The following is a 22,397-nucleotide window of genomic DNA, read 5'->3' on the forward strand; positions in this document are numbered from 1 at the left end:
TAAATTAAAATTAATAATAAAAAAGATATCTAATTCTCGAATTCTCCTTCTCCTATGTCGATGTCGAAATCTCCACCGTTTACCCACGAAACGGGTTGTACGTCTATCCGTATGTCCTGCGAACCGTGTACGCTGGCGGTGATGGTGTATTCCCGGCTACGCATAAATCCGTAGTTCAGGAAGTTACCGGTGTTGTCTTTGTTAATGATGATGTCTTTCAGGTTATGTGTCACAGTCGCCTTTACCGGTGGTACGCTTTCATCCCCGTCGCGGTAGTACTCCGTCTCTATGATGAGGCGGGCATTGTTTCCCGGTGGCGCCAGAAAGGTTCCCCCTTCCAGTTCGGTAGGCTTGTTCGTTTCTCCCTCTTCCACAGGTGGGTGCTTGGGGTGGTAGAGGGTGCCGTTTTCGTTCGTCCAGGTCTTTACCCGCCAGGCCGCTTCACCGTTTTCGCCTTCAGAGGGGTCACGGGCAAGTAATTCCGCACGTTCACCGTTTTCGGGAAAGTGGGCACCGAGTTGGTTGAGATCATAAGCTGCTACAGTGAAAGTTCCTTTGTGTACTGTTTCCAGCCGTACGGATTTAATACGTATAAAGTCGGAAGTTCCACCATTCAATACAGAACGGAACTTCACTTTCACGTATGCCATCTGATGTTGCATGCGTATGATAGGCCAAAGATTGAAATAGGCGGTATAGGTACTGTAATAATAAGTCTTTACTGTCTTCAACTCGTCGGGGTGCAATTGTTTCAGGCGGTTTACCAGTTCCTGATAGTCTCCGTAGTTCTTGTCGGGAGTCTTTTCAATCTCACTGATCAGTGTGCCCAAGTTGGTTGCGGAGGCGCACATCAAGTCTTGCGAACCGTCTACGGTGACGTCGAAGCTGATGCGGTCGGTAGTGCGTTGCACATCGCCTATCTGGGCATCGTCATAGCAGTAGGCGAAGAAATTGAACGGGTCGAGTTGTTGCTGTGTACTGTAGTAAGGGGCATTGGTGGTACTTATCCAGTTGACGAACGAACCGTTTCCTGCATAACGGGCACGCTTGCCGTGCTCCTTGCATTGTTCGGGACTGAGGTAGGGGTAACCGTTCTTGTCCCTTTGGGGATTGGCGGCATCTTGCATCATAGGTTCGTCGCAACTGCCGTCTACTAAACAGTAACGTTGATTTATGTCGTCAAGGCGGTGGGTGGTATAGACATTGTCACCGGCATTGTCGCGTCGGAAAGCATAGATGAAAAACAGGCCTTTCTGCATTCGTTTGCCGTAGTTGTCGGTGTCGGTGGGATCGATGACTCCTGTACCACGTGTCAATACATTGTAGACAGGGTCGCAGAAGGCCACCATCACAGGTATCTCGTTTTTGTCACCGGGAAAATCCGGTTCATCGGGGAGGACAGGTGTTTCGTCACCGGTGTACAGGTTGCCGCAACTGTAAAGGGTCAGCAACAGTACAAATGGCAATAAGAAACGAATTCTCATTGTATTGAGTGGGCTATATGTAGGTGATAATCGGTTTATCATATTTCAATGTCAATGTCTCCATCCGGATTAGTTGGGTCAGCGGGAATCCAACCCATACCATTGTCGTCGGGTACTATCTGGTCTTTCTCTATGATCAGTGGGAGATCCACTTCTACATTCACGTCATCTTTGCTGTAGCGCATATAGGTCTTGCCGTTGCGTATCTCGACAAGGCGTTCCGCTATCAGTTCATCCCGTATGTTGATACCGGCGTAGATATAGCGTCCAGTTCTTTTGGGACTTCCTGTTTCGTCTAATACCTGGTTGCCCTTGTCGTCCAGCAGGTCGGACCATACCTTTACGGCTACCTGTACGATGCCCGGACCGTTGAGGTGGTTCTTGCTACCGCTGGGAATTACTCCCAGTGTGTTGAAGCGGGCGGTACAACGGTAGGTGTCTTCTGACTCTTTCACAAAGTCTTGTTGTGTGTCGTCTTCTCCGGTGCGAGGTTCTATGTCTTGCTCGTTTTCCGGTTTCACTATCTTGTACGCCATGCGGTAGAGCTTGGTGGTGTCCAGATAGGCTTCGCTGATGTTGAAACGTCCGCATATTCCGGATAACTCTACGATAGGGGAGTCAATGTCGTCTATGTCTATCTTTTCTCTATTTTTATTTGCTTTTAGTTGTATTTTGAAAGTAATGTTTACCTTCAGACTGATACGTTGCATATCGAAGTCAATGATGGTTTCTTGTCCCGAATTGACATTGACCCCTTTCTTCACGGCATGATAAATGGGTGTGGTAATATTTTCCAAATATTCATAGTTGGGATTGAAGTCTGGCAGGTCATTGTCATTTACGATGTCAGGTTTCTTGTTCCCCATACTTTTGATATGTAGGTAGAGTTCGTTTACCCTGGTTTGAGTATTGTTGATGTAGTTTTCTAAATTGTCTATCTCAATAGCAGTTCTTTCCGCTGTTTCAGGTTCAGATATAGGGACTGTACCTTCTCTCTTAGTATTGGCTGATATTTTCTGGTTATTGATGGCGAAGATATTGTATTCTCCACCCCGCAAGTAAAATGTATGGTTACTATTTGCTTCACTCTCTGAAAGTTTGGAGGAGCTCTGTTGATAGGTGATATTGTTTTCTTTAGTGGGGTCCTTAGAAGTATCAGCTATACCGTGAGTACGCCAAGTGTTGATGATACGACTTGCCACAATGTTTACTTCGTCGGGAATATCTGCTTTATTGACGTTATTCCAATTGAAACGTGCACGCACATTTGCTACGTGCGGATGTTCTACTTCCGGACAAAGTTCTACAGAGGTACAGGCTGATATTCCACATAGCGTGAAAAGTAGCGTCAGGAGATATGTAAGATACTGTCGCTTCATTCCATGCCCTCCTTTTCTTTAGTTCCTGTTTCGATGGGAGAAATGGTATCGTCTTTTGGTTTTACAGCCTCATTCGTTGTAGTGGATACATCGTCTTCTTGCTTTGTATTCTTTCCGTTTTTGTTCTTTTCCTCTTTCTTTTCCTTATTCTTATTCTTATTTTTTTCCTTATTGGCTCTCCGTTTTACTTTTTCTGCTTCTTTGGCTGCCCGTTTTATTTGTTTGGCAGTATCTTGTAATACGGCCTGCCGTTTCAAGGTTTCCTCGTATTCTTTCAGAGTTTTGCGCAGGACTTTTTCTTGTTCGGAACTCAGTGAGTCGGACAGTTGTATTCCTAATGAGTCGGCTACATGTTTACGTAATTTCTCTGCAGCTTCTTTCTCTGCTTGCTGTATACGTTCTTCCTGCATAAGTTTCCATTGCTTCAACTCTTCTTTGTTAAGTAAACTGTCAGGACTACTTCCGCCTTGCTTGCGTATGGCATCGGCAATGGAGTCAATACGTAGACGCATTGCATTAATTTTAGCATTGATGGCATTGCGTTTTTCGCTGCGTATCTGTATGCGGCGATAAATAGATTCTTTGTATTTGTCTCCAGCTGATATAAAGCGATAGACAAAAGCAATACGTAAGTCGGTCGGTACAGGAAATGGTACAAGGTGTCCTCCTTTACTTTTATCGGTGAGGTGTGGATAACAATTACTTTCAACGTCATGGATATAAACATCGTATGATGTATAGAGCAGACCGATGGAACCACCTAACTCTAAATCTATGTAGTGATTGCGGTATCCATAAAGCGGAGCGGTATAGCCAACACTGATACCTGCACCATAGGCGGTACCTTGTTTACCTTCCTTGCCTATCTTGAAATTATAGCTTGAAGCATTGGCATATACTCCCCAATAATAGGCACGATTTTGACGGGGCTGTTTACGTTGAGTGGTAAATACAGTCTCTTTGAGACGTGTCATCAAGTTGGTATCTTTCGTGACTCCACCACGTTGACGAGTGCGGAAATATTGTCGCCATTCCACACGAACGTCAAAAAGATTGAATACTATTGCCGGTTTATATTTTTGGCTTGTGTTCCAGTTCCATTTCAGATTGGTGCTGATGGTACGCTTGTTTCTGATGGTATTACCTAAATCAAACTCTACGCCAATATTAGGTATTGTCAATAACCAGTCGACTGCGTTTGTTTTAATCCCCCAACGGTTCTTGAAAGAGATGACTTCGGCTTTTGCATCTTCTTTTTTACCGCTCGTTACTTGCGCATATACGTCGTTCAAAGTTATTGATAAAAGAAAGCATACTACTATAGTTTTAGTTAAAAAAAAGTAGAGCCTTTTTTTCTTATATTGTGATAAAATCACTTTTTTTAAAATAAGTTTTTTTGTTCGTTTGCGACATCAAAAATAAATGCTTTATTAGTATATGCAAAACTTTAGATTAACTTTTTTTGAGGGAAATGCTTTTTTTAACGTTCTATATGCAAAAAAGTGTGTTGATTGAATAAATTTGTCACTGTTTTCCGTGACAAATTTATTAAGGTAATAAAAAGAAAAGTGTAAATCCTATTCTAAGAATTTACACTTTTCCATTAAAAAAATATTTTTACTTTCCTTTATGCCGATTTGCACGTTTCTTACGGATTTCTGCTTTCATCTTTGCGGCTCCAGAGCCGTGCAGACCGGTGATGTAGGTCTTCTTTTTGGCTTTAGTTTTTATTTTGTTTTCTTCTTTAGGCTTGTCTTTCTTACCTTTGAAAACAATACCGCCCATCATTGCTTCTTCTATACTCATTATGAATTGGTTGATCGTTGATAATTAATGATTAGGCCACCGTTACTTTACCGGGAGGATTTCAATCCAATAATCATCCGGATCATTGATGAAATACAATCCCATGGTAGTATTTTCAAAACATACCCATCCATTTTCTTTGTGATATTGATGCACGGTTTCGTAGTCACCGGCTACACGGAAACAGAGATGACTTTCATTTTCTCCGAGCTCATAGTTCTGCGGATGATCTTTCAAGTAGGTTAGTTCTAATAGGAATCCTGTGTTACCATCGGTTAGATAAACCAACGTAAAAGAGCCGTCGGACGACTCTTTTCGGTGGTGTTCCTTGAGCCCCAATGCTTTTTCGTAGAAAGCAATGCTACGTTCCAGATTGGTGACGTTGATATTGAAATGATCAAATTTACTTTTTATTTCCATACTGTAATGGGAATTTATTTAATGGTTGCTTTTATTATTTCACCTACGTAGGTTCTCGGCATTCCATCCATGGCGGCAGGTGAAGGAAGTTTCTTGCATTCTAAGATAACGGATGGCTCGTCTTTTCCGGTAGGATAGAAACGTATAGTATACTTCTCAGCATTCTCCATTTGTTCGTAAGGTTGGTCGGGTGACAAGATACTGAAGACAACAGGTTTATCGTTGACTTTGCCCAATGAACCACCAGAGTTGGCTGTCATCATGGTCATGTTGAACGGTTCATTACCGATAACAATTACCAGTTTGCCGGCTCCTGTTTGAATAGCGTCAGCAGATAACTTGCTGGGAGCAATAACCTTATATTCAGCTGAGGTGGTAGGAGCAGCCGGAGTAGCAGGTACAAGTGGAGTAGCAGGAATAACTTTCTTTTGAATAATTACCGTTGTTCCGGAGTTTACTATCGCTTTTTCTGCTTTCTTTTCTTCTACTTTTTCTTCTACCGGAACTGTTTCTGTGGAGGTACTTAAAGCTTCAGCTGCACTTAAACAAAGCTCATCAACAAAATCCACCGTTTTTCTACGCCATTTGGCAAGTCCACGTACTAATTTGGTTTTGGCTTTATTTAAAGCATATTTATCGGTGATCCATTCTTCAGCTGTATATTTCTCTTTTCCGTCTCGATAACTAAAACGGATTTTTTCTATCTCGAGGATACATTTTTCCGGTAAAGCAATGATAGATGCAAAATAGTTAATTTTAGTTCGGTCTAATGATAGAGCGCTGGAACTAAATACAATCCATTCATCGCCAGTTCCCACGATTAATCCTTTCTCCTCATCAGTATAAACGATGCGACTGGTATTTTCATTTTTAGCTAACCGGCCAGTCAGCCATTCCATCATACGGTTGTAGATTTCTTCCTGAGACATTCCAGGGATACTGAATTCTTTACTGAATACTACTTTACCATCTACTTCGGGAACGGCTCCGGCTAAATATTTACTGTCGTCACGATCTGCATAGAGCATAGTGGGTAAACACAGGCAAAACAATGCCAAAAGAAGTTGTGTCAAATTTTTCATAATAGATATGTTTTATTTTAGTGATGAATTATAAACTTATGTTATTTCGGGAAAGGAAGCTCAAAACCCTGTCCCCGGTGGGATATTGTTAAGAAATGGCAACCGTGATTTTCAGCAAATACACGAAATGCGTTCCCTCCCTGATAGTTCTCGCTAAAATGCATAGGCACAAAGATAGTATTTTTTATTTGTTCCACGAATTGTTCTGCGCCACGCATATAATCTTTTCCCATACGGTCGTCTACCGGAAACATGGTTACATCTAGTTGTGAAACTGTTTGTTGCAACAACTTCACCTCAGCAAGAAAATCACTTTCGGCCTTGTGTATTTCCTGCGGGGTAGATTCTTCACTCCAATGCCAGTTATTCAGGTCACCTGCATGAAACAGGCGGACATCTTGCAAGTCTATCAGGAAAGAAATGCCTACATCTGTAGAACCAAAAGCTTGAATACGGATATTGTCATCCTCATAGATGTCACCTTTATTGATATAGGTAGCATCTTCTGCTGATGCGCGCCGATGCTTCATTATATCTTTAGAGAAGATATAATGAATATCGGGTCGTTGGGTTTTCCATAAAAGAACTTCGCGGTTGAAGTGATCAGGATGAAAATGAGAAGAGAGTACATAGAGTACACCCGGTTTCTCCAGTAAATAATCATGTACGATTCCTTTGCCGGGCTCCTCTTCCGACGAGTCTTTATAGTAATCGATAATGACTGTCACTCCCTCCGCTTCAATCGCAAAACCACTATGATAAATGTAATCAAGTTTCATTTATGAGTTGAATTATAGTACAATATTACAAAAAACGCTACACATACTTCTGGTTTAGACTGTTATTTTATGTAAAAGTCTTACATAGGAACTTCAATTAGGAGAATATGCGCATCTTTCAAAATTTCCAGTTCAAAGCTGTTTGTCTCGTACACACCCATGCCGTCGCGACGGGAAAGCACCGTATCATCTATCTTGATTTCTCCTTCTATCAGGAAGATATAAACTCCGGCATGGGATTGATGCATGTGATAGCCTAACTTTTTGCCGGCTTCTATTTCTCCGATAGAGAACCAAGTTTGTTGAAGCAGTTTGGCAGGTGCATCGCCATCGGGTGATACGATGAGGGTAAGTTCATTTTTATGTAGGTAAGGGCGGATATCATAATCTTGATAAGCCGGAGGTGTATTCAGTTTTTCCGGCATTATCCAAATTTGAAGGAAGTCTACCGGATCGGTTTCGCTTCCATTCACTTCACTGTGATAGATACCTGTGCCTGCACTCATAGTTTGAATGTCACCTACGGTAATGGTACGGCTGTTTTGCTTACTGTCTCCATGTTTTAGTTTCCCTTTTAGCGGAATGGAGATAATTTCCATGTTTTTGTGAGGATGAGTTCCGAAACCTTTACCCGGAGCTACACTATCATCGTTCAATACACGCAGGGCTCCGAAGTTCATGCGGCGTGGGTTGTAATATTCATCAAAACTAAAGGTATGATGGCTGTCAAGCCAGTCGTATAATGAACGTCCACGGCTGTCAGCCTTGTCTATTACTTTTTTCATAATTCTGTGGTTTAAAATGGTTATTTTATATCAGTCGTAACAATCGGCCGATATAAAAAGATGCCGGAGCTTTATAATTTAACTTCATTCTCTAGCTTTTTATGGTTTATAAAGTCTTTGATATTCTGCAAAGTGGTAGAGGCGATGTTTGCCAACGCTTCACGTGTGAAGAAGGCCTGATGGGACGTAACAATGACATTATTGAATGAAAGCAGGCGTGCCAGTGTATCGTCGTCAATAATTTTGTCTGATTGATCTTCATAGAAGTATTCACTTTCTTCCTCATATACATCCAGTCCTGCCGAACCGATTTTTTTGTTCTTCAATCCTTCAATCAGAGCGTTGGTATGAATTAATTGTCCGCGTCCGGTGTTGATAATCATAACACCGTCTTTCATTTTACTGATGGAATAATCGTTGATGAGGTATTTGGTTTGTTCCGTCAGAGGACAGTGCAGGGAGATGATGTCAGAGTTATGATATAACTCATCCAACGTGGTATATACTACTTGGTTTTCTCGGGCGAAGTTATAGTCAGGATATAAATCGTACGCAAGGATGTTCATGCCGAAGCCACGCAGGATATGGATTAATTTTTTGGCGATCTTACCCGTACCGATGATACCTGCCGTTTTACCATACATATCAAAACCCAGAAGACCGTGCAAAGAGAAATTTCCATCTCGTGTGCGCCATGTGGCACGGGGGATTTTGCGATTTAGTGACAACATCAGGGCAACGGTATATTCTGCTACTGCATAGGGCGAATAGGCAGGTACACGTACTACTGTAATGCCATGTTCGGTAGCTGCTTTTAAATCTACATTATTATATCCCGCACAGCGTAAGGCGAGTAATTTAACGCCATTTTCCGCCAACTGCTGGATAACTTCTGTATCGGCAGTATCGTTTACGAAGATACAAACAGCATCTATGCCTTGTGTCAACATGACGTTATGTTTATTTAGATGTCCTTTATAATAACGGAGTTCAAAACCGAATTCTTGGTTTTTGTCATTGAATGAAGTCTCATCATAAGGTTTGCTACCGAAAAATGCAATAGTATATGCCATGATTTTCTTATTTTTAAAATTTTCTTATTCTTAAAGTAACGTATGTAAAGACGATAAAGTTCATTGAAATAATAGATGGTTTTCAATCCGCAAAGAAGAAACGTTTCTCTTGAAACAATTGATGTTTTCAATTAATTATCTTTCTATTATAAATAAAATGCACAAAAAAGTTTTTTATGTGCAATATTATTGTACCTTTGCGCCCGAAACAATTAAAAAAGATTTAGATGAGAAAAATTTCCTTGATTAGCATTGTGATGTTAATCGTTTCAATTCCAACTTTTGCAGGAGGCCTCCTGACGAATACAAATCAACACCCCGCATTTCTTCGTATGTTATCCCGTGGCGCAAATACTACCAGTGTAGATGCTGCTTTGTCTAATCCAGCGGGTTTGGCCTTTTTACCGAAAGACGGTTTTTATACGTCTTTGAGCATTCAGAGTGCTTTTCAAACAAGAAATATCGATGCTTCGTGTGAGGCTTTAGGTTTGGATAAGTATTATGAGGGTAAAGCGTCAGCGCCTGTTATTCCCAGCGTATTTGCTGCTTATAGGAAAGGAGACTGGACGATTTCCGGCTTTTTCGGTATTACAGGTGGTGGGGGAAAGGCTTCGTTTGATGACGGTCTTTCTATGTTCGATGCTATGGTAATAGCAGGATTGGCTGGCAATAATATTCCGAGCAAGACCTATTCGCTGAATAGTTATATGGATGGTAAACAGTACATTTATTCCGTACAGTTAGGTTTGACATATAAAATAACAGATTGGCTTTCTGCTTTTGCTGGTGGTCGTATGAACTATTTCAGTGGCGGTTATAAAGGAGCACTGAATGCCAGCGCTGCAGTTGATTTGTCCGGAGGAGCCATACCTGTTGGAACCGAACTTATTGGTATCGATTTGGATTGTAGCCAGACCGGTTGGGGATTTACTCCGGTCATCGGTTTAGATGCTAAATTGGGCAAACTGAATATTGGTGCAAAATATGAGTTCAAAGCTAACCTGAACATTGAAAATAACACTAAATTGAATTCGTTCCGGATGATAGGTGCTCCTGAAAGTGAATTAGAGGCTTACAAGCATGGTGTAAATACTCCGAACGATATTCCTGCCATGCTTTCAGTAGCAGTTGCCTATGAGTTTCTTCCTGTATTGCGTGCATCGGTAGAGTACCACTTTTACGATGATAAAAACGCTGGTATGGCTGATGGTAAACAAAAATATCTGACTAAAGGAACCAATGAGTATCTGGCAGGTATAGAATGGGATGTAATCAGCAGATTGACTCTGAGCGGTGGGCTACAGTTTACAGATTATGGTCTGTCTGATAATTATCAGTCTGATACCAGCTTCTCATGTGATTCTTACTCTTTGGGTATAGGTGCAAAATTGCAACTTTCGGAAAGAGCTGATTTGAATGTAGGTTATATGTGGACCAACTATGACGATTATACAAAAGTCTCTACAAATTACAATGGCACTGGATTGTCCGGTACAAATGTATACAGTCGTACTAACAAAGTTTTCGGTCTTAGTATAGACTATCGTTTCTGATATTTATTTCATAATCCGACCTTTATATAGAGAGAAAGCCGCTTCAAACACTATTTTGAAGCGGCTTTCTCGTTGTTAATCCGTTTTAGAACGAATACTGTACCAATAGATTTATGCGATTGGCATGATGTGTGGAGTTGTCGAAATTATTACGCCAACCACGGAGGTATTCTGCACCGACTTGCATGTTGGAAGTTACATTCCAGAACATGTTGGCTACAAAATATTGTCCATAATGATAAGTACTACCTACTGCATCGGGATAACCATTATCTGAGTAAAGACGGGACATACTATAAGTACTTGAAAGAAAAACTTTCGGACAGACATTATATTGTAAACCCGCATACCATCCTAACATCGGCAGTGCTTGCATCTTACCTTCTTTATCAGGATCGGGAACGATATCTACATTCAGATTACTGATATCGTTCAGATATTGCCCGATACCTTTTCCATACGTAGCTTGGCCAAATACTTGCCATTTCTTGCCAACATTGAATGTAGTAGAAGCCTGTACGCCGAAACCTGTAACGGAAGATGCTTTGTCACAGAATGAACTGGTATATGTCATACTACGAATAAGGGCACCTACACGCAGGTGGCTGCTATTATTCCAACCATACTGTGCGTAGGCGGTAAAATCCGGCATGCGTTGTTGGTTAATATTCAGATCACTGTTGGTAGTACCATCCACGGAAGGCATTTCAATTGATGCGTTGAAACGGAAGTTTTTCAAACCTTTGTATGTATAAGCTAATTGGGTAGTACGATAGAATGTTGCTCCGTTGGGACCTTGGAAGTCAATGGTGGAGGGTAGTGCACCCAAGTCCATAAAACCGCCGTAAGTATAACCTACTGTTATATCACGGAAAGATACGTATGCATTTTGTAGTTGGAAACCCTTGTTGGAACCATTTCGGAAATTACCTGCAGTATAAACGATAAAATCTCCTAATAGTTTGGTGTGCCCGACTAATTTCAGGAAAATTGTGGAAGTATTGGCGTCCATTTGGAACTGATTTTTGATTTTGCTACTATTGGGGATGAAAGCAGGAATAAAGTCAATATCATCGACAATGCCGCCGAAGTCATATTCGGCAGTAGCACGTACATAACCTCCGATACCCAGGGCAAATTTTCCTTTTCTGTCCATTAACAGAAAACGAGGGGCCTGTGGTTCATGAATGTGGGGTAATTGTGACTCGTTCATGATACGGATAATTTCGTTGCCTGCTTTATCCATGGTAACCAGAACAACTCCCTTGGAAGATTCGTCTTCGATAATCACTTTTTTCTGTGCATGGGTTGTGGACGTTGATAACCCGGCAATGCATAATAGAAACACTGTTTTTAAGATTGTTTTCATTTAAGTTAGGTTTTGGTGAATGTGCTTTCAACAACTTAATTTTAAAATGGTTTTGTGGTCACTGAAAGAAAATGTATCTTTGTAACCGATTTAACGATTGGAGAGTACTTCATTGCAGATAAGGTTATATAAAGATTAGCTTTGATCGTACATCGTTAATAGTTAAATCATAAATAAGTATGATGCCGTGAATAGCGGTCGTGTATTCTAGAACACCACGTAAAAAACAGGAATATGAAGCAAAAAGTATCTGTACCTTTCATGCTGTTGGGCATTTTGTTTAATGTCTGTTTGATAGCAGCCAACCTTCTTGAAACCAAAGTTATTCAGGTTTTCGGTATTACTGTAACAGCTGGTCTTTTGGTATTCCCCATTTCCTATATCATCAATGACTGTATAGCTGAGGTATGGGGATTTCGTAAAGCACGTTTGATCATCTGGAGTGGATTTGCCATGAACTTTTTTGTGGTGATGCTTGGTTTGATTGCTGTAGCATTGCCTGCCGCTCCTTTCTGGGATGGAGCAGTTCACTTTAATTTTGTTTTTGGTATGGCGCCACGTATTGTGATTGCCAGTTTGTCGGCTTTTCTGGTAGGTTCGTTTTTGAACGCATACGTGATGAGCCGGATGAAGATAGCAAGTGGCGGACGTAATTTCTCAGCTCGTGCTATTTGGTCTACGGTAGTGGGAGAAACAGCTGATTCGTTGATTTTTTTTCCGGTAGCCTTCGGTGGTATCATTGCAGGACGTGAATTACTGCTAATGATGTGTATCCAAATCGTTTTGAAGTCTATGTACGAAGTGTTGATTCTTCCTGTGACTATTCGGGTAGTAAAGGCAATTAAGAAGATAGATGGAAGTGATGTTTACGATGAAGGTGTATCTTATAAGATATGGAAAATCGGAGATATTTAGGAAATTGAAAATCGGAATTTAATTTGATATAATGAATAAGATGAATAATGAAACTGCGCTGGTTGTATTCAGTGGTGGGCAAGACTCTACTACTTGTTTGTTCTGGGCGAAACGTGAATTCAAGGAAGTATATGCGCTGAGTTTTCTCTATGGACAGAAACATCAGAAGGAGGTGGAATTGGCAAAGGAGATTGCCCGTAAGGCAGGAGTGGAGCTTAAGGTAATGGATGTTTCCTTTATCGGCCAGTTAGGGCATAATGCTTTGACAGATACCAGTATAGTGATGGATCAGAAAAAGCCTGCTGATAGTTTTCCGAATACATTTGTACCGGGGCGTAATCTTTTTTTTCTGAGTATTGCTGCTGTATATGCTCGTGAACATGGGATTAATCACATTGTGGCTGGAGTGTCTCAAACAGATTTCAGTGGTTATCCTGATTGTCGTGATACCTTTATCAAATCACTGAATGTTACGTTGAATCTCGCAATGGATGAACAGTTTGTTCTTCATACCCCTTTAATGTGGATTGATAAAGCTGAAACTTGGGCGCTGGCTGATGAATTGGGAGTACTTGAACTTATTCGTAATGAAACCTTGACATGCTATAATGGTATTCCGGGTGATGGTTGTGGGCATTGTCCGGCATGTAAGTTGCGACGTGAAGGATTGGAGAGATATTGGGGGATAAATGAAAAAAAACAATAAGAATATGACTGAATTGAAAAAACAACTTTCCCTTTTGGGAAGAAAAACAGAATACAAACAGAATTACGCTCCTGAGGTATTGGAAGCATTTGATAATAAACATCCTGATAACGATTATTGGGTACGCTTCAATTGCCCCGAGTTTACCAGTCTTTGTCCTATTACCGGGCAACCTGATTTTGCGGAAATACGTATTTGTTATATTCCTGATGTCAAGATGGTGGAGAGTAAGAGCCTGAAACTTTATCTGTTTAGTTTTCGTAACCATGGTGCTTTTCACGAAGATTGCGTAAACATTATAATGAAAGACCTTATTCGCTTAATGAATCCTAAATACATCGAAGTTACCGGACTGTTTACTCCTCGTGGAGGAATTTCCATTTATCCATACTCCAATTATGGACGTCCCGGAACCAAGTTTGAAAAGATGGCTGAAGAACGTTTGATGAGTAGGGAATAACTTTTATTTTTACCTATAAATAGCGATTGCCGCATATACTTATCAGAGTATTTGCGGCATCTTTTTTACCTGCATATAGCGATTGTGTGGTTTTCTTTTTATATAGACCTTTGTAGTGGTATTATTAACAATATAATAAACATTGTAAATTGAAAACAGCTACATTAAAAATCGTTCTTTTATTTTTCTTTTTATGGATATCTTTTTCTGTGTGCGCCCAACGGAATGATGGGATAATATCGGGGCGGATTATATCTACAGAAAAAGAAATTGTAGACTTTGCTACAGTCTATTTAAAAGGTACCCATTATGGAGGAACCACTAATCAGGAAGGTATTTATCATTTGAATGCTCCAGCTGGTAACTATACCTTAATTATTTCTGCCATTGGTTATAAAACAGTAGAACATTCTGTGATTTTGACAGCTGGTCAGAGAATCAAGCAAAATATAACAATTACTCCGGAAACTCAATTATTGGATGAAGTAGTGGTTATTTCTAATGGAGTGAGTCGGGTAAAAAAATCTGCATTCAATGCAGTGGCAGTTGATACGAAGGAATTACAGAATACAACAAAAAATTTGAGTGACGCTTTGACTAAAGCACCAGGTATGAAATTACGTGAATCGGGTGGGGTAGGTTCGGATATGCAATTAATGTTGGATGGTTTTAGCGGAAAGCATGTCAAAGTGTTTATTGACGGTGTGCCTCAAGAAGGGGTAGGTAGCTCTTTCGGGCTTAATAATATCCCTGTGAACTTTGCAGATCGTATTGAAATCTATAAGGGAGTCGTACCTGTAGGTTTTGGAACAGATGCCATCGGAGGAGTTATCAATATTGTAACAAACAAGAAACGTCGTCGTTGGTTTCTGGATGCTTCTTATTCATATGGTTCATTTAACACACATAAATCTTATGTTAATTTCGGGCAAACCCTCAAGAATGGTTTTGCGTATGAGATTAATGTTTTCCAAAATTATTCGGACAATGATTATTACATAAATGCTTCGGTAGAGGATTTTACTACAGGAGCGATTGACAAGGATAATAAGCTACGGGTGAAACGTTTTAACGATACTTATCACAATGAAGCCATCATTGGAAAATTAGGATTTATAGATAAAAAATGGGCAGATCGGTTGATGTTGGGATTTACTTATTCAAATATGTATAAGGATATACAGACCGGTGTACGTCAAGATATTGTTTACGGACAAAAACATCGTAAAGCTCATTCATTGATACCTTCGTTAGAATATAGTAAGCGTAATCTGTTTATAAAAGGACTTGATGTGGTACTGACTGCCAACTATAACAGGAATATGACGACCAATGTGGATACAGCTTCTTATAAATATAATTGGTATGGAGAGAGATATCCGTTGAATTCTCCGGGAGAACAATCTAACCTATATTCGCGGGCAGATAATAATAATTGGAGTGGTACGATGACCGTAAATTACCGTATTAATAAGATACAGACGTTGACTTTCAACCATGTACTGAATGCTTTTAAGCGTACCAATACCTCTTTGTTGGCCAAAGAAGAGCAGACAGAGTCTATTGCCAAGGAAACGCGTAAGAATATTTCCGGTTTGTCATATCGTCTGATGCCTTCCGAGCACTGGAATTTATCTGTATTTGGTAAGTACTATAAACAGTTTGTGGCAGGTCCTATAGCTACCTCGTCTAATCAGAGTGAATATGTCCGTACTACTCGAAATATAAGTTCCATGGGATATGGAGCGGCAGGAACCTATTTCATTATATCGGGATTACAGGCAAAGCTATCCTACGAAAAGGCATATCGTCTTCCCACTGTCGAAGAAATGTTTGGCGATGAAGATCTTGAAATGGGAGATATGGGTATCAAACCAGAGAATAGTGACAATTTGAATTTCAATTTAAGTTATAACCAGGTATTCGGCAAGCACTCCGTATATTTGGAAGGAGGATTGATCTATAGGAATACAAAAGACTATATCCAACGTAACATAACCGGTTTGAGTGGTGGAAAAAAAGCTGCAACTTATATAAACTACGGAAAGGTATTGGCGAAAGGGTATAGTATCTCCGCCCGATATGTTTTGGGGAAATGGCTGAGTGTGGGAGGAAACTTTACCCAGATGGATGTGCGTGATAATATGAAGAAATCCATATCCGGCAATACGGATAACTTGGTTTATGGTGAACGTATGCCGAACTTACCTTATATGTTTGCCGATTCGGATGTGACTTTTTATTGGCGTAATTTGGGGGAACAAGGAAATGTATTGACGATATCATATGATAATCAATACTTACATAGTTTCACATACTATTCGTCTAAAATAGGCTCGAATAAGGGAGACTATGTGGTCCCAAACCAATTTTCACACAATTTAGCCCTTTCTTACAGTTTGATGGACGGACGCTACAATGTGGCATTGGAATGCCGTAATCTGACAAACGAGAAGTTGTATGATAACTTTAGCCTTCAGAAAGCAGGCCGGGCTTTTTATGGAAAAGTACGTGTGTCTTTTTAATCATAGATGTGATATTAGTTTAATTTTAAAGGTAAAAACAAATGAAGAAAAATTTCTTATTGACCGGACTTTTCGCTACTGCGATGGCCGGAGTAGTATTGACAGCTTGTACAGATGTTGATGACCCAAGTAATGGTAGTGCTAATGAAGGTAAAGGAGAATACGTGATAGCATCTTCGGTAGAAGCGTCGGGAGGTAATAGTACCAATGTACTGTTGACTTCCGAGACACTGGATGGTGGAACAATTACTACTGTAAACAATGGTTTGGTGAATGATGGTGCTACTCAATGGGTGTTTTATAAAAAACAATATCTGTATGCTTTAACGTATAATCAGGGTAATGCAGGAACAACTCGCTCCTATATAATGAATGTGCGGAATGAGTTACAGGCCCGTTCTAAGGAGTTTGCGGTGAAACGATTCACTACTTATGGTACTTATAGTAAATATATCATGACTTCTTCTTCAGGAGACGGACCTACTGCATGGGCTGATAATAATGGATATGTACCGAAAGTTTTTCTGCTCTCTTATTTGGACGTGATGGCTGAAACATTTACGACGAATGATACACAAGACAAATCTTATTTGTCTGAAAACTTTCTAGGCAATGGTGAATATGTGACATTGGCTGGTCTGCTGGAACACGATAACAAGATTTTCAGTGTAGCTGTACCAATGGGGCTGAGCCAGTATGGAGTGAAGTATGAAGACGGTAAATGGGTGAAAAAGGGAAATGAAGATTTGGTTAAAACAGAATCTGGAGGTAGTGGTAGCAGTGCTTATAATAAGGATGAACTACAGTGGACACAATATCCGGACGAATGCTGGGTGGTTATCTTTAAAGATGAAACTTTAAAAGAGAAATCACTCATTAGGACTAATAAAATCAGTTATGCCTGCGGACGTTATAAGTCTCAGTATTATCAAACTATCTGGGCTGCAGATAATGGAGATATATATGTATTCTCTCCAAGCTATGCCAAGACAATGGGTGATCCTCGTCAACAAACTACTTTACCTGCCGGTGTGGTACGTATTCCCGCAGGGAGTGAGAATTTTGATGATTACTATTGTAATCTCGAAGAACAGACAAATGGAAAATCTTTCTTGCGTTGCTGGCATATAACAGGAGATTATTTCTTGTTGCTGATGTATGATCGTCCATTCAGTCAGACAGGGTTTACAGCCAATCAGCTTGCCATATTTAAAGCCGGTTCTAAAAAACTGACTTATGTGGATGGATTACCTTCTGCTGACCGGATTTCTTCTTTTGGTAATACACTATATGCTGAAAATGGCAGTGCTTATATAGCAGTGACTACTACAGATGCTAATCCCGCCATTTATAAAATTGATCCGGTAAATGCTACTGCGACAAAGGGGCTTAGCGTAGAGGCGACTCAAGTAAGTGGAGTAGGTAAGTTGGTACAGGTCGGTAAATGATGAAGAAAGTTTTTCGTAACATACACTTGTGGCTATCGGTTCCCTTCGGATTGATAATAACTTTAATATGTTTTTCGGGTGCCATGTTGGTATTCGAGAATGAAGTAATGGAGTTATGTCATCGTGACCTTTACTATGTACGGAAAGTAAAAGCCCGGACTATTCCGATGGATGAACTGATGGCAAAAGTTTCCGGTATATTGCCGGACAGTGTTTCTATAACGGGCATTAGTATTTCATCCGATCCGGAACGTACTTATCAAGTCAGTCTGTCGAAGCCACACCGAGCTTCCCTATCTGTAGATCAATATACGGGTGAGGTCAAAGGTCGTTCTGGACGTACTCCGTTTTTTCTTGCCATGTTTAAATTGCATCGTTGGTTACTGGATAGTATGAAACCGGATGGTGGAATATTTGTGGGGAAAGTAGTTGTGGGCACATCTACATTGATGTTTGTGTTTGTTCTGATATCAGGTATTGTTATTTGGTGGCCTCGTACAAAGAGGGTACTGAAAAACAGTCTAAAGATTACAGTAGGAAAGGGGTGGCGACGTTTTTGGTATGACTTACATGTAGTAGGGGGAATGTATACTCTTGTTCTACTTTTAGCAATGGCAATTACAGGATTGACATGGTCTTTTTCTTGGTATCGCACGGGCTTTTACAAAGTATTGGGGGTAGAGCTGTCCAAGCAACCCCACAGTAAGAATAAAGAAAACAGTCGGGCAAACAGTGTATATGGGCATACTGAAGGGCAGCGTTTGACACTGTATGCAAATTGGGAAAAAGTGTATGACAAATTGAAAACACATAATCCAGATTATAAACAAATCACCTTCTCTAAAGGTACTGCGACTGTATCTTTCAATCGGTTGGGAAATCAACGTGCTGCTGATCGTTATACTTTCAATCCGCATAACGGAGAAATAATCGGAACAACATTCTATGAAGATACGGATAAAGTTAGTAAAATTCGTGGTTGGATATATTCGGTTCATGTAGGAAATTGGGGAGGCCTGTTTACTCGTATACTAACATTTATAGCAGCCTTAATAGGTTGTACACTTCCGTTGACCGGATATTATTTATGGTTACGTCGGTTGAGACAGAGACGCGGTAAAATGTTGTATAAAAGGACAGGAACAGAACAATAAAATAAATGATGATAACGATATCTTCCGAATGATGGCAATAAATGAATAGATAAGCAAGGTTTATTGGTTAATTTCCATTTTCTTTTTACTTTTTTGTGATTCGATGTAACATAGGTTACCGTTTGCGCAAGATAAAACTTTCATCTAAGAAAAAGCAAGTATAAACTTTAAAATGTATAGAGATTATGGAAATGAATATGTTTTGCTATCAATGTCAAGAAACGGTTAAAGGAACAGGCTGCCTATTTGGAACATACTATGCGGTTGGGGTTTAATGATGAAAAATATTCATATTTTTATGCAACGTACATTGCCATTATCTATCGATTATCCTCTTTATCTCTTCTTCTGTACCACAGAATGGTCCGTGTGACTGAAGTTTGATTGTACACATGGCAGCTGCAAAACATCCTGCTTCTTCACAAGAGGTACCTCTATTACGCATATATAGATATCCCACCATATAAGTGTCACCACATCCCGTTGCATCTACTATTTGCATGGCAGGGTAGGCAGGTATTTCATAGAATTGCCCTTTAGTGTATATCAGTGATCCTTTATCTCCCAATGTGATCAATACTTCTTTCACTCCCCAATCCGCAATTAATAATGCAGCTTCCCTAGGATCGGAACAATGCGTGAGAACTTCCATTTCGGACTCGTTGGCTTTCAATATATGAATATATTTAAGGGCTTCTCTTTTTTCAGACCAGTCTACCGGTAATACTTTTTCATTGTCTACTTTTCGCAGAAAGCCTTGTACATCAACAGAAAGTAGTCCTTTCTTTGATAAAAACTTGATGAGCTCTAATGAAAAGTCATCGGCTAACAAGCTACCTAAATGAATGATTTTTGCATTAATATTCTGTAATCCCTCTACTGTAAACGGGTCGGCTTTGGCCGTTACGCGTTGGGTACGTTCATTCTGATTTTCTCCATATATATTTTCGAAGCATACAGAATGAGTGCTAGGTAAGATTTTTACTTCAATTCCTTCTTTTTTAATCTCCTCTATGACATTCATATCAGCATCAGCCAAAGCGGTTACTAATAAAAAATCATCTGCATTTAGATGTTTGATGGCATGGGCGAAATAGAAAGAAGTACCGCCTGGCATATCTACTGTACTATGGGGGGTAATAATCTTATCTTTAGTGATATACCCTATACAACATAAACTATGTATATCTTTTGTTGCTTTTTCTTCTGTCATAATTGTTTTTCTCATAATTAGGCTGCGAAGATAATGATTTATTGTAATAATATCTGTATCTTGTATACTTGTGAACTAAAAAAGTTAGGCTACATTTGTGCAGAATTAAAGTGGTTGGAAATATGAAATTCTCCATAATTTGCATCCTACTTTGATGATGACTTCGAGAAAAGGACGTTTGGGTACTATGTGGGATTTCTTATTCAAGAAGGAGGAAAGTATACGTCCTGATAAAGAGATTTCTGTTATCAAAACTGATCTTAAGAAGATTGCTGAGGATGAAAATGTTCTCGTATGGTTTGGGCATTCTTCTTGTTTTATTCAGATTGATGGTAGGCGAATTCTTGTAGATCCTGTATTTTGTACAGCTGTTCCTGTTTCATTGATTATCTGTTAATCACACACGATCATTGGGATCACCTTGATTATTATGCTGTCTTGAATGAGAGGTTTCCAGGTATCAATTTAGCCATTCTGGAGAATGGACAGTATAATGAAGATTGGAAGTATATCCATACATTACCAAAGTACTTGGGACAAATTGCCCGTGATTTGAATGTTGAAAAAGTACTGACTGTTCATCACTCTAAATATGCATTGGCGAGACATCCTTGGAATGAACCACTAAAAAATGTAATAGACTTGGCAAAGAAAGGTTTATTGGATGTTCTGATGCCGATGATAGGTGAGGTGGTCCGATGGAATTGATTTTAGAAAATTAGCGGGATTACCCCGCTAATTTATCATTTATTATTTTCTACTATTTTTTTTCATTGTTTCATTATATTTTTTTTCATCGCTTACTTTTTTCTTCGGCTGCTGTATAAGCATTCTCAGGTGTATACTCTTATCTATATCACCGAGCCTACTATAGTATCTCTGTCTACATAAATCCTTTAAAACGAACGTCCTTTGAAAACACTGGATTGAGATAATGGTACCAAATTACCGTTCAATGTTAAATTATTGGAATGAAAGTTCGGACTAATTCTTGCTGACGCGCTATTACTGCCACGAGTCAATGTAATATGGACTTGCGCTGATATTCCAACACCTTGTACATTAAAACTACAGTTCATATTTCCTTTTTTGTCAGTAGATATTTTTAATCCTCTTACATTACCGTCTACAGTAATTCCACCTATTCCGTTAGGCCCGGCAATAGCACTATTGGAAGCTACTTGGATTGATGCGTGATTATCATCCATCATTACGAAATTTGTGATTGATGAAACAAATGCACTTCGTCCTCTTTTGAAAACCAGCTGGTCTGCCTCCAACACAAACTTTCCATCGTGCAATGCTTGTGAAGCCATTGCATATGCACGCTCTTCCTGGGCTTGGATACGCGCCTTCTCAGCATCACGCTGTGTTTTACGTTCTATACGTTTTACTTCACTACTGCTTTGTGCATAGCTCACGGTCGATAAACTTACTAATATAAATGTTAATAATGTAATAATTTGTTTCATAATTGTTCTTTTTTTATTGGTTCAAACTCTTTGGATAGTTAACAATCTGGAAGTAAAAAGTATGCAATAGTATTCTTAAATAAATGTAAGAGTTTACGCTTCTATATCAAATTCTATCAAAATGTTTTGGAAAAAAAAGTTTTAACTTGTTTTCTATTATTGTTTTTCTTATCTTAGAAACGTAATTATAATATTGGGGTACTAAATAAGTCCTGCCCCACAGGCAACGATTATGAGAATACAATTTGAGATCAAAGAAAAGCTGTCAGACATTGTTGATGAAATTCTGCAGTGTGACAGATGGACGACTGTTATAAAGGAAGAACTCTCGGGTAGGAAAGTGGTTGTTATCCGTGATAGGGATTACGACTCGGAAGCATCCGTCGAGATTTATGCCCGTGAGATTAATATTAAAACAGCATGGTCCAGTTATACGTACCGTTTGTTTACGATTGGAGATTGTGTTTGGTGTGAGTATAATGGTGCTTATCGCGGGTTGTTGGAACAGAAACTGTTACCTTCAATTACCCCTAAAGAAAGCCTGTTGGATTCTGAAGTATTGGATAGTTCTCTGTATGGGCGCGAGAAAAAGAAATTAAGGGAATATGCCGAAGATAATGTAAAGTTAAAACAGTTTCGTCGTCAGAACTTTAACGAGGATAGGATAGGCGTTGCTCCGTTCGATCATCCTAAAAAAGTGTATGATGAATTTATTAAGGAAGATTATATTTCTCCGTTGAAAGATAAAGAATAAACCAAAAAGCTCTGAAATTG

The 22,397-nt window shown here is 39.6% G+C and carries 20 protein-coding genes and 1 pseudogene; 9 read left to right on the forward strand and 12 right to left on the reverse strand.

Annotated features, from left to right (window positions below; translation table 11 throughout):
* Window positions 1-29: 29 nt before the first annotated feature.
* From C1A09_RS09185 to C1A09_RS09225, 9 genes are all read right to left on the reverse strand, one after another.
* Entirely contained in the window at window positions 30-1,526 is a 1,497-nt protein-coding gene (locus C1A09_RS09185; RefSeq protein ID WP_233519942.1) for a hypothetical protein, read from the reverse strand.
* Entirely contained in the window at window positions 1,523-2,863 is a 1,341-nt protein-coding gene (locus tag C1A09_RS09190) for a hypothetical protein (protein ID WP_101543239.1), read from the reverse strand. Before C1A09_RS09190 ends, C1A09_RS09185 begins: the two co-directional genes overlap by 4 nt.
* Window positions 2,860-4,239, reverse strand: coding sequence for a DUF3575 domain-containing protein (locus C1A09_RS09195; protein ID WP_101543240.1), 1,380 nt, complete (start codon window positions 4,237-4,239; stop codon window positions 2,860-2,862). Before C1A09_RS09195 ends, C1A09_RS09190 begins: the two co-directional genes overlap by 4 nt.
* Window positions 4,240-4,480: 241 nt before the next feature.
* On the reverse strand, window positions 4,481-4,669 hold the full coding sequence (locus C1A09_RS09200; protein ID WP_101543241.1) for a hypothetical protein: 189 nt from the start codon (window positions 4,667-4,669) through the stop codon (window positions 4,481-4,483).
* A gap of 42 nt (window positions 4,670-4,711) precedes the next feature.
* Complete coding sequence (locus tag C1A09_RS09205) at window positions 4,712-5,089, reverse strand: VOC family protein (protein WP_101543242.1); 378 nt, start codon at window positions 5,087-5,089, stop codon at window positions 4,712-4,714.
* A gap of 14 nt (window positions 5,090-5,103) precedes the next feature.
* Window positions 5,104-6,171: a DUF4468 domain-containing protein gene (locus C1A09_RS09210; protein ID WP_101543243.1), complete on the reverse strand. Its 1,068-nt coding sequence runs from the start codon at window positions 6,169-6,171 to the stop codon at window positions 5,104-5,106.
* Between the two features lie 41 nt (window positions 6,172-6,212).
* Window positions 6,213-6,950 (reverse strand): MBL fold metallo-hydrolase, encoded by a 738-nt coding sequence (locus C1A09_RS09215; RefSeq protein WP_101543244.1) that lies wholly within the window; start codon window positions 6,948-6,950, stop codon window positions 6,213-6,215.
* Between the two features lie 80 nt (window positions 6,951-7,030).
* The gene (locus C1A09_RS09220) at window positions 7,031-7,735 is read right to left on the reverse strand and encodes a pirin family protein (protein ID WP_101543245.1); all 705 of its coding nucleotides are present in this window, start codon (window positions 7,733-7,735) and stop codon (window positions 7,031-7,033) included.
* A gap of 71 nt (window positions 7,736-7,806) precedes the next feature.
* Window positions 7,807-8,808: a 2-hydroxyacid dehydrogenase gene (locus C1A09_RS09225; protein WP_101543246.1), complete on the reverse strand. Its 1,002-nt coding sequence runs from the start codon at window positions 8,806-8,808 to the stop codon at window positions 7,807-7,809.
* 227 nt (window positions 8,809-9,035) lie between these two features.
* Here C1A09_RS09225 and C1A09_RS09230 point away from each other — a divergent pair, with 227 nt between their 5' ends.
* The gene (locus C1A09_RS09230) at window positions 9,036-10,361 is read left to right on the forward strand and encodes an OmpP1/FadL family transporter (protein ID WP_101543247.1); all 1,326 of its coding nucleotides are present in this window, start codon (window positions 9,036-9,038) and stop codon (window positions 10,359-10,361) included.
* Between the two features lie 85 nt (window positions 10,362-10,446).
* On the opposite strand, the gene C1A09_RS09235 is transcribed toward C1A09_RS09230, so the two are convergent.
* The gene (locus C1A09_RS09235) at window positions 10,447-11,730 is read right to left on the reverse strand and encodes a porin (protein ID WP_101543248.1); all 1,284 of its coding nucleotides are present in this window, start codon (window positions 11,728-11,730) and stop codon (window positions 10,447-10,449) included.
* 234 nt (window positions 11,731-11,964) lie between these two features.
* Here C1A09_RS09235 and C1A09_RS09240 point away from each other — a divergent pair, with 234 nt between their 5' ends.
* The 6 genes from C1A09_RS09240 (at window position 11,965) to C1A09_RS09265 (ending at window position 18,938) form a co-directional block, all read left to right on the forward strand.
* Window positions 11,965-12,645 carry a queuosine precursor transporter gene (locus C1A09_RS09240; protein ID WP_101543249.1) on the forward strand — a complete coding sequence of 227 codons (681 nt, stop codon included), beginning with the start codon at window positions 11,965-11,967 and terminating at the stop codon, window positions 12,643-12,645.
* Between the two features lie 40 nt (window positions 12,646-12,685).
* Window positions 12,686-13,351, forward strand: coding sequence for a 7-cyano-7-deazaguanine synthase QueC (gene queC / locus C1A09_RS09245; protein WP_101543468.1), 666 nt, complete (start codon window positions 12,686-12,688; stop codon window positions 13,349-13,351).
* A 4-nt stretch (window positions 13,352-13,355) separates the two neighbouring features.
* Window positions 13,356-13,811: a preQ(1) synthase gene (gene queF / locus C1A09_RS09250; protein ID WP_101543470.1), complete on the forward strand. Its 456-nt coding sequence runs from the start codon at window positions 13,356-13,358 to the stop codon at window positions 13,809-13,811.
* 233 nt (window positions 13,812-14,044) lie between these two features.
* Window positions 14,045-16,336, forward strand: a complete 2,292-nt coding sequence (locus C1A09_RS09255; RefSeq protein ID WP_180949204.1) for a TonB-dependent receptor — start codon at window positions 14,045-14,047, stop codon at window positions 16,334-16,336.
* 41 nt (window positions 16,337-16,377) lie between these two features.
* Complete coding sequence (locus tag C1A09_RS09260; RefSeq protein ID WP_101543253.1) at window positions 16,378-17,784, forward strand: DUF4374 domain-containing protein; 1,407 nt, start codon at window positions 16,378-16,380, stop codon at window positions 17,782-17,784.
* Window positions 17,784-18,938, forward strand: a complete 1,155-nt coding sequence (locus tag C1A09_RS09265) for a PepSY-associated TM helix domain-containing protein (RefSeq protein WP_101543473.1) — start codon at window positions 17,784-17,786, stop codon at window positions 18,936-18,938. The genes C1A09_RS09260 and C1A09_RS09265 overlap by 1 nt, the downstream gene beginning before the upstream one ends.
* Before the next feature lie 316 nt (window positions 18,939-19,254).
* Here the strand turns inward: C1A09_RS09265 and C1A09_RS09270 are convergent, their stop codons facing one another.
* Window positions 19,255-20,166, reverse strand: coding sequence for a PfkB family carbohydrate kinase (locus C1A09_RS09270; RefSeq protein ID WP_245874995.1), 912 nt, complete (start codon window positions 20,164-20,166; stop codon window positions 19,255-19,257).
* Between the two features lie 121 nt (window positions 20,167-20,287).
* Here C1A09_RS09270 and C1A09_RS09275 point away from each other — a divergent pair.
* Window positions 20,288-20,859 (forward strand): annotated as a pseudogene (locus C1A09_RS09275) (MBL fold metallo-hydrolase); the annotation flags it as partial.
* A gap of 188 nt (window positions 20,860-21,047) precedes the next feature.
* Here the strand turns inward: C1A09_RS09275 and C1A09_RS09280 are convergent.
* Window positions 21,048-21,623 carry a DUF4251 domain-containing protein gene (locus C1A09_RS09280; protein ID WP_101543257.1) on the reverse strand — a complete coding sequence of 192 codons (576 nt, stop codon included), beginning with the start codon at window positions 21,621-21,623 and terminating at the stop codon, window positions 21,048-21,050.
* Window positions 21,624-21,855: 232 nt separating this feature from the next.
* On the opposite strand from C1A09_RS09280, the gene C1A09_RS09285 reads away from it, so the two are divergent.
* Window positions 21,856-22,377 (forward strand): hypothetical protein, encoded by a 522-nt coding sequence (locus C1A09_RS09285; protein WP_101543261.1) that lies wholly within the window; start codon window positions 21,856-21,858, stop codon window positions 22,375-22,377.
* Window positions 22,378-22,397: the final 20 nt, after the last annotated feature.

This window comes from Bacteroides cutis (genome assembly GCF_900241005.1).
Lineage (GTDB): Bacteria > Bacteroidota > Bacteroidia > Bacteroidales > Bacteroidaceae > Bacteroides > Bacteroides cutis.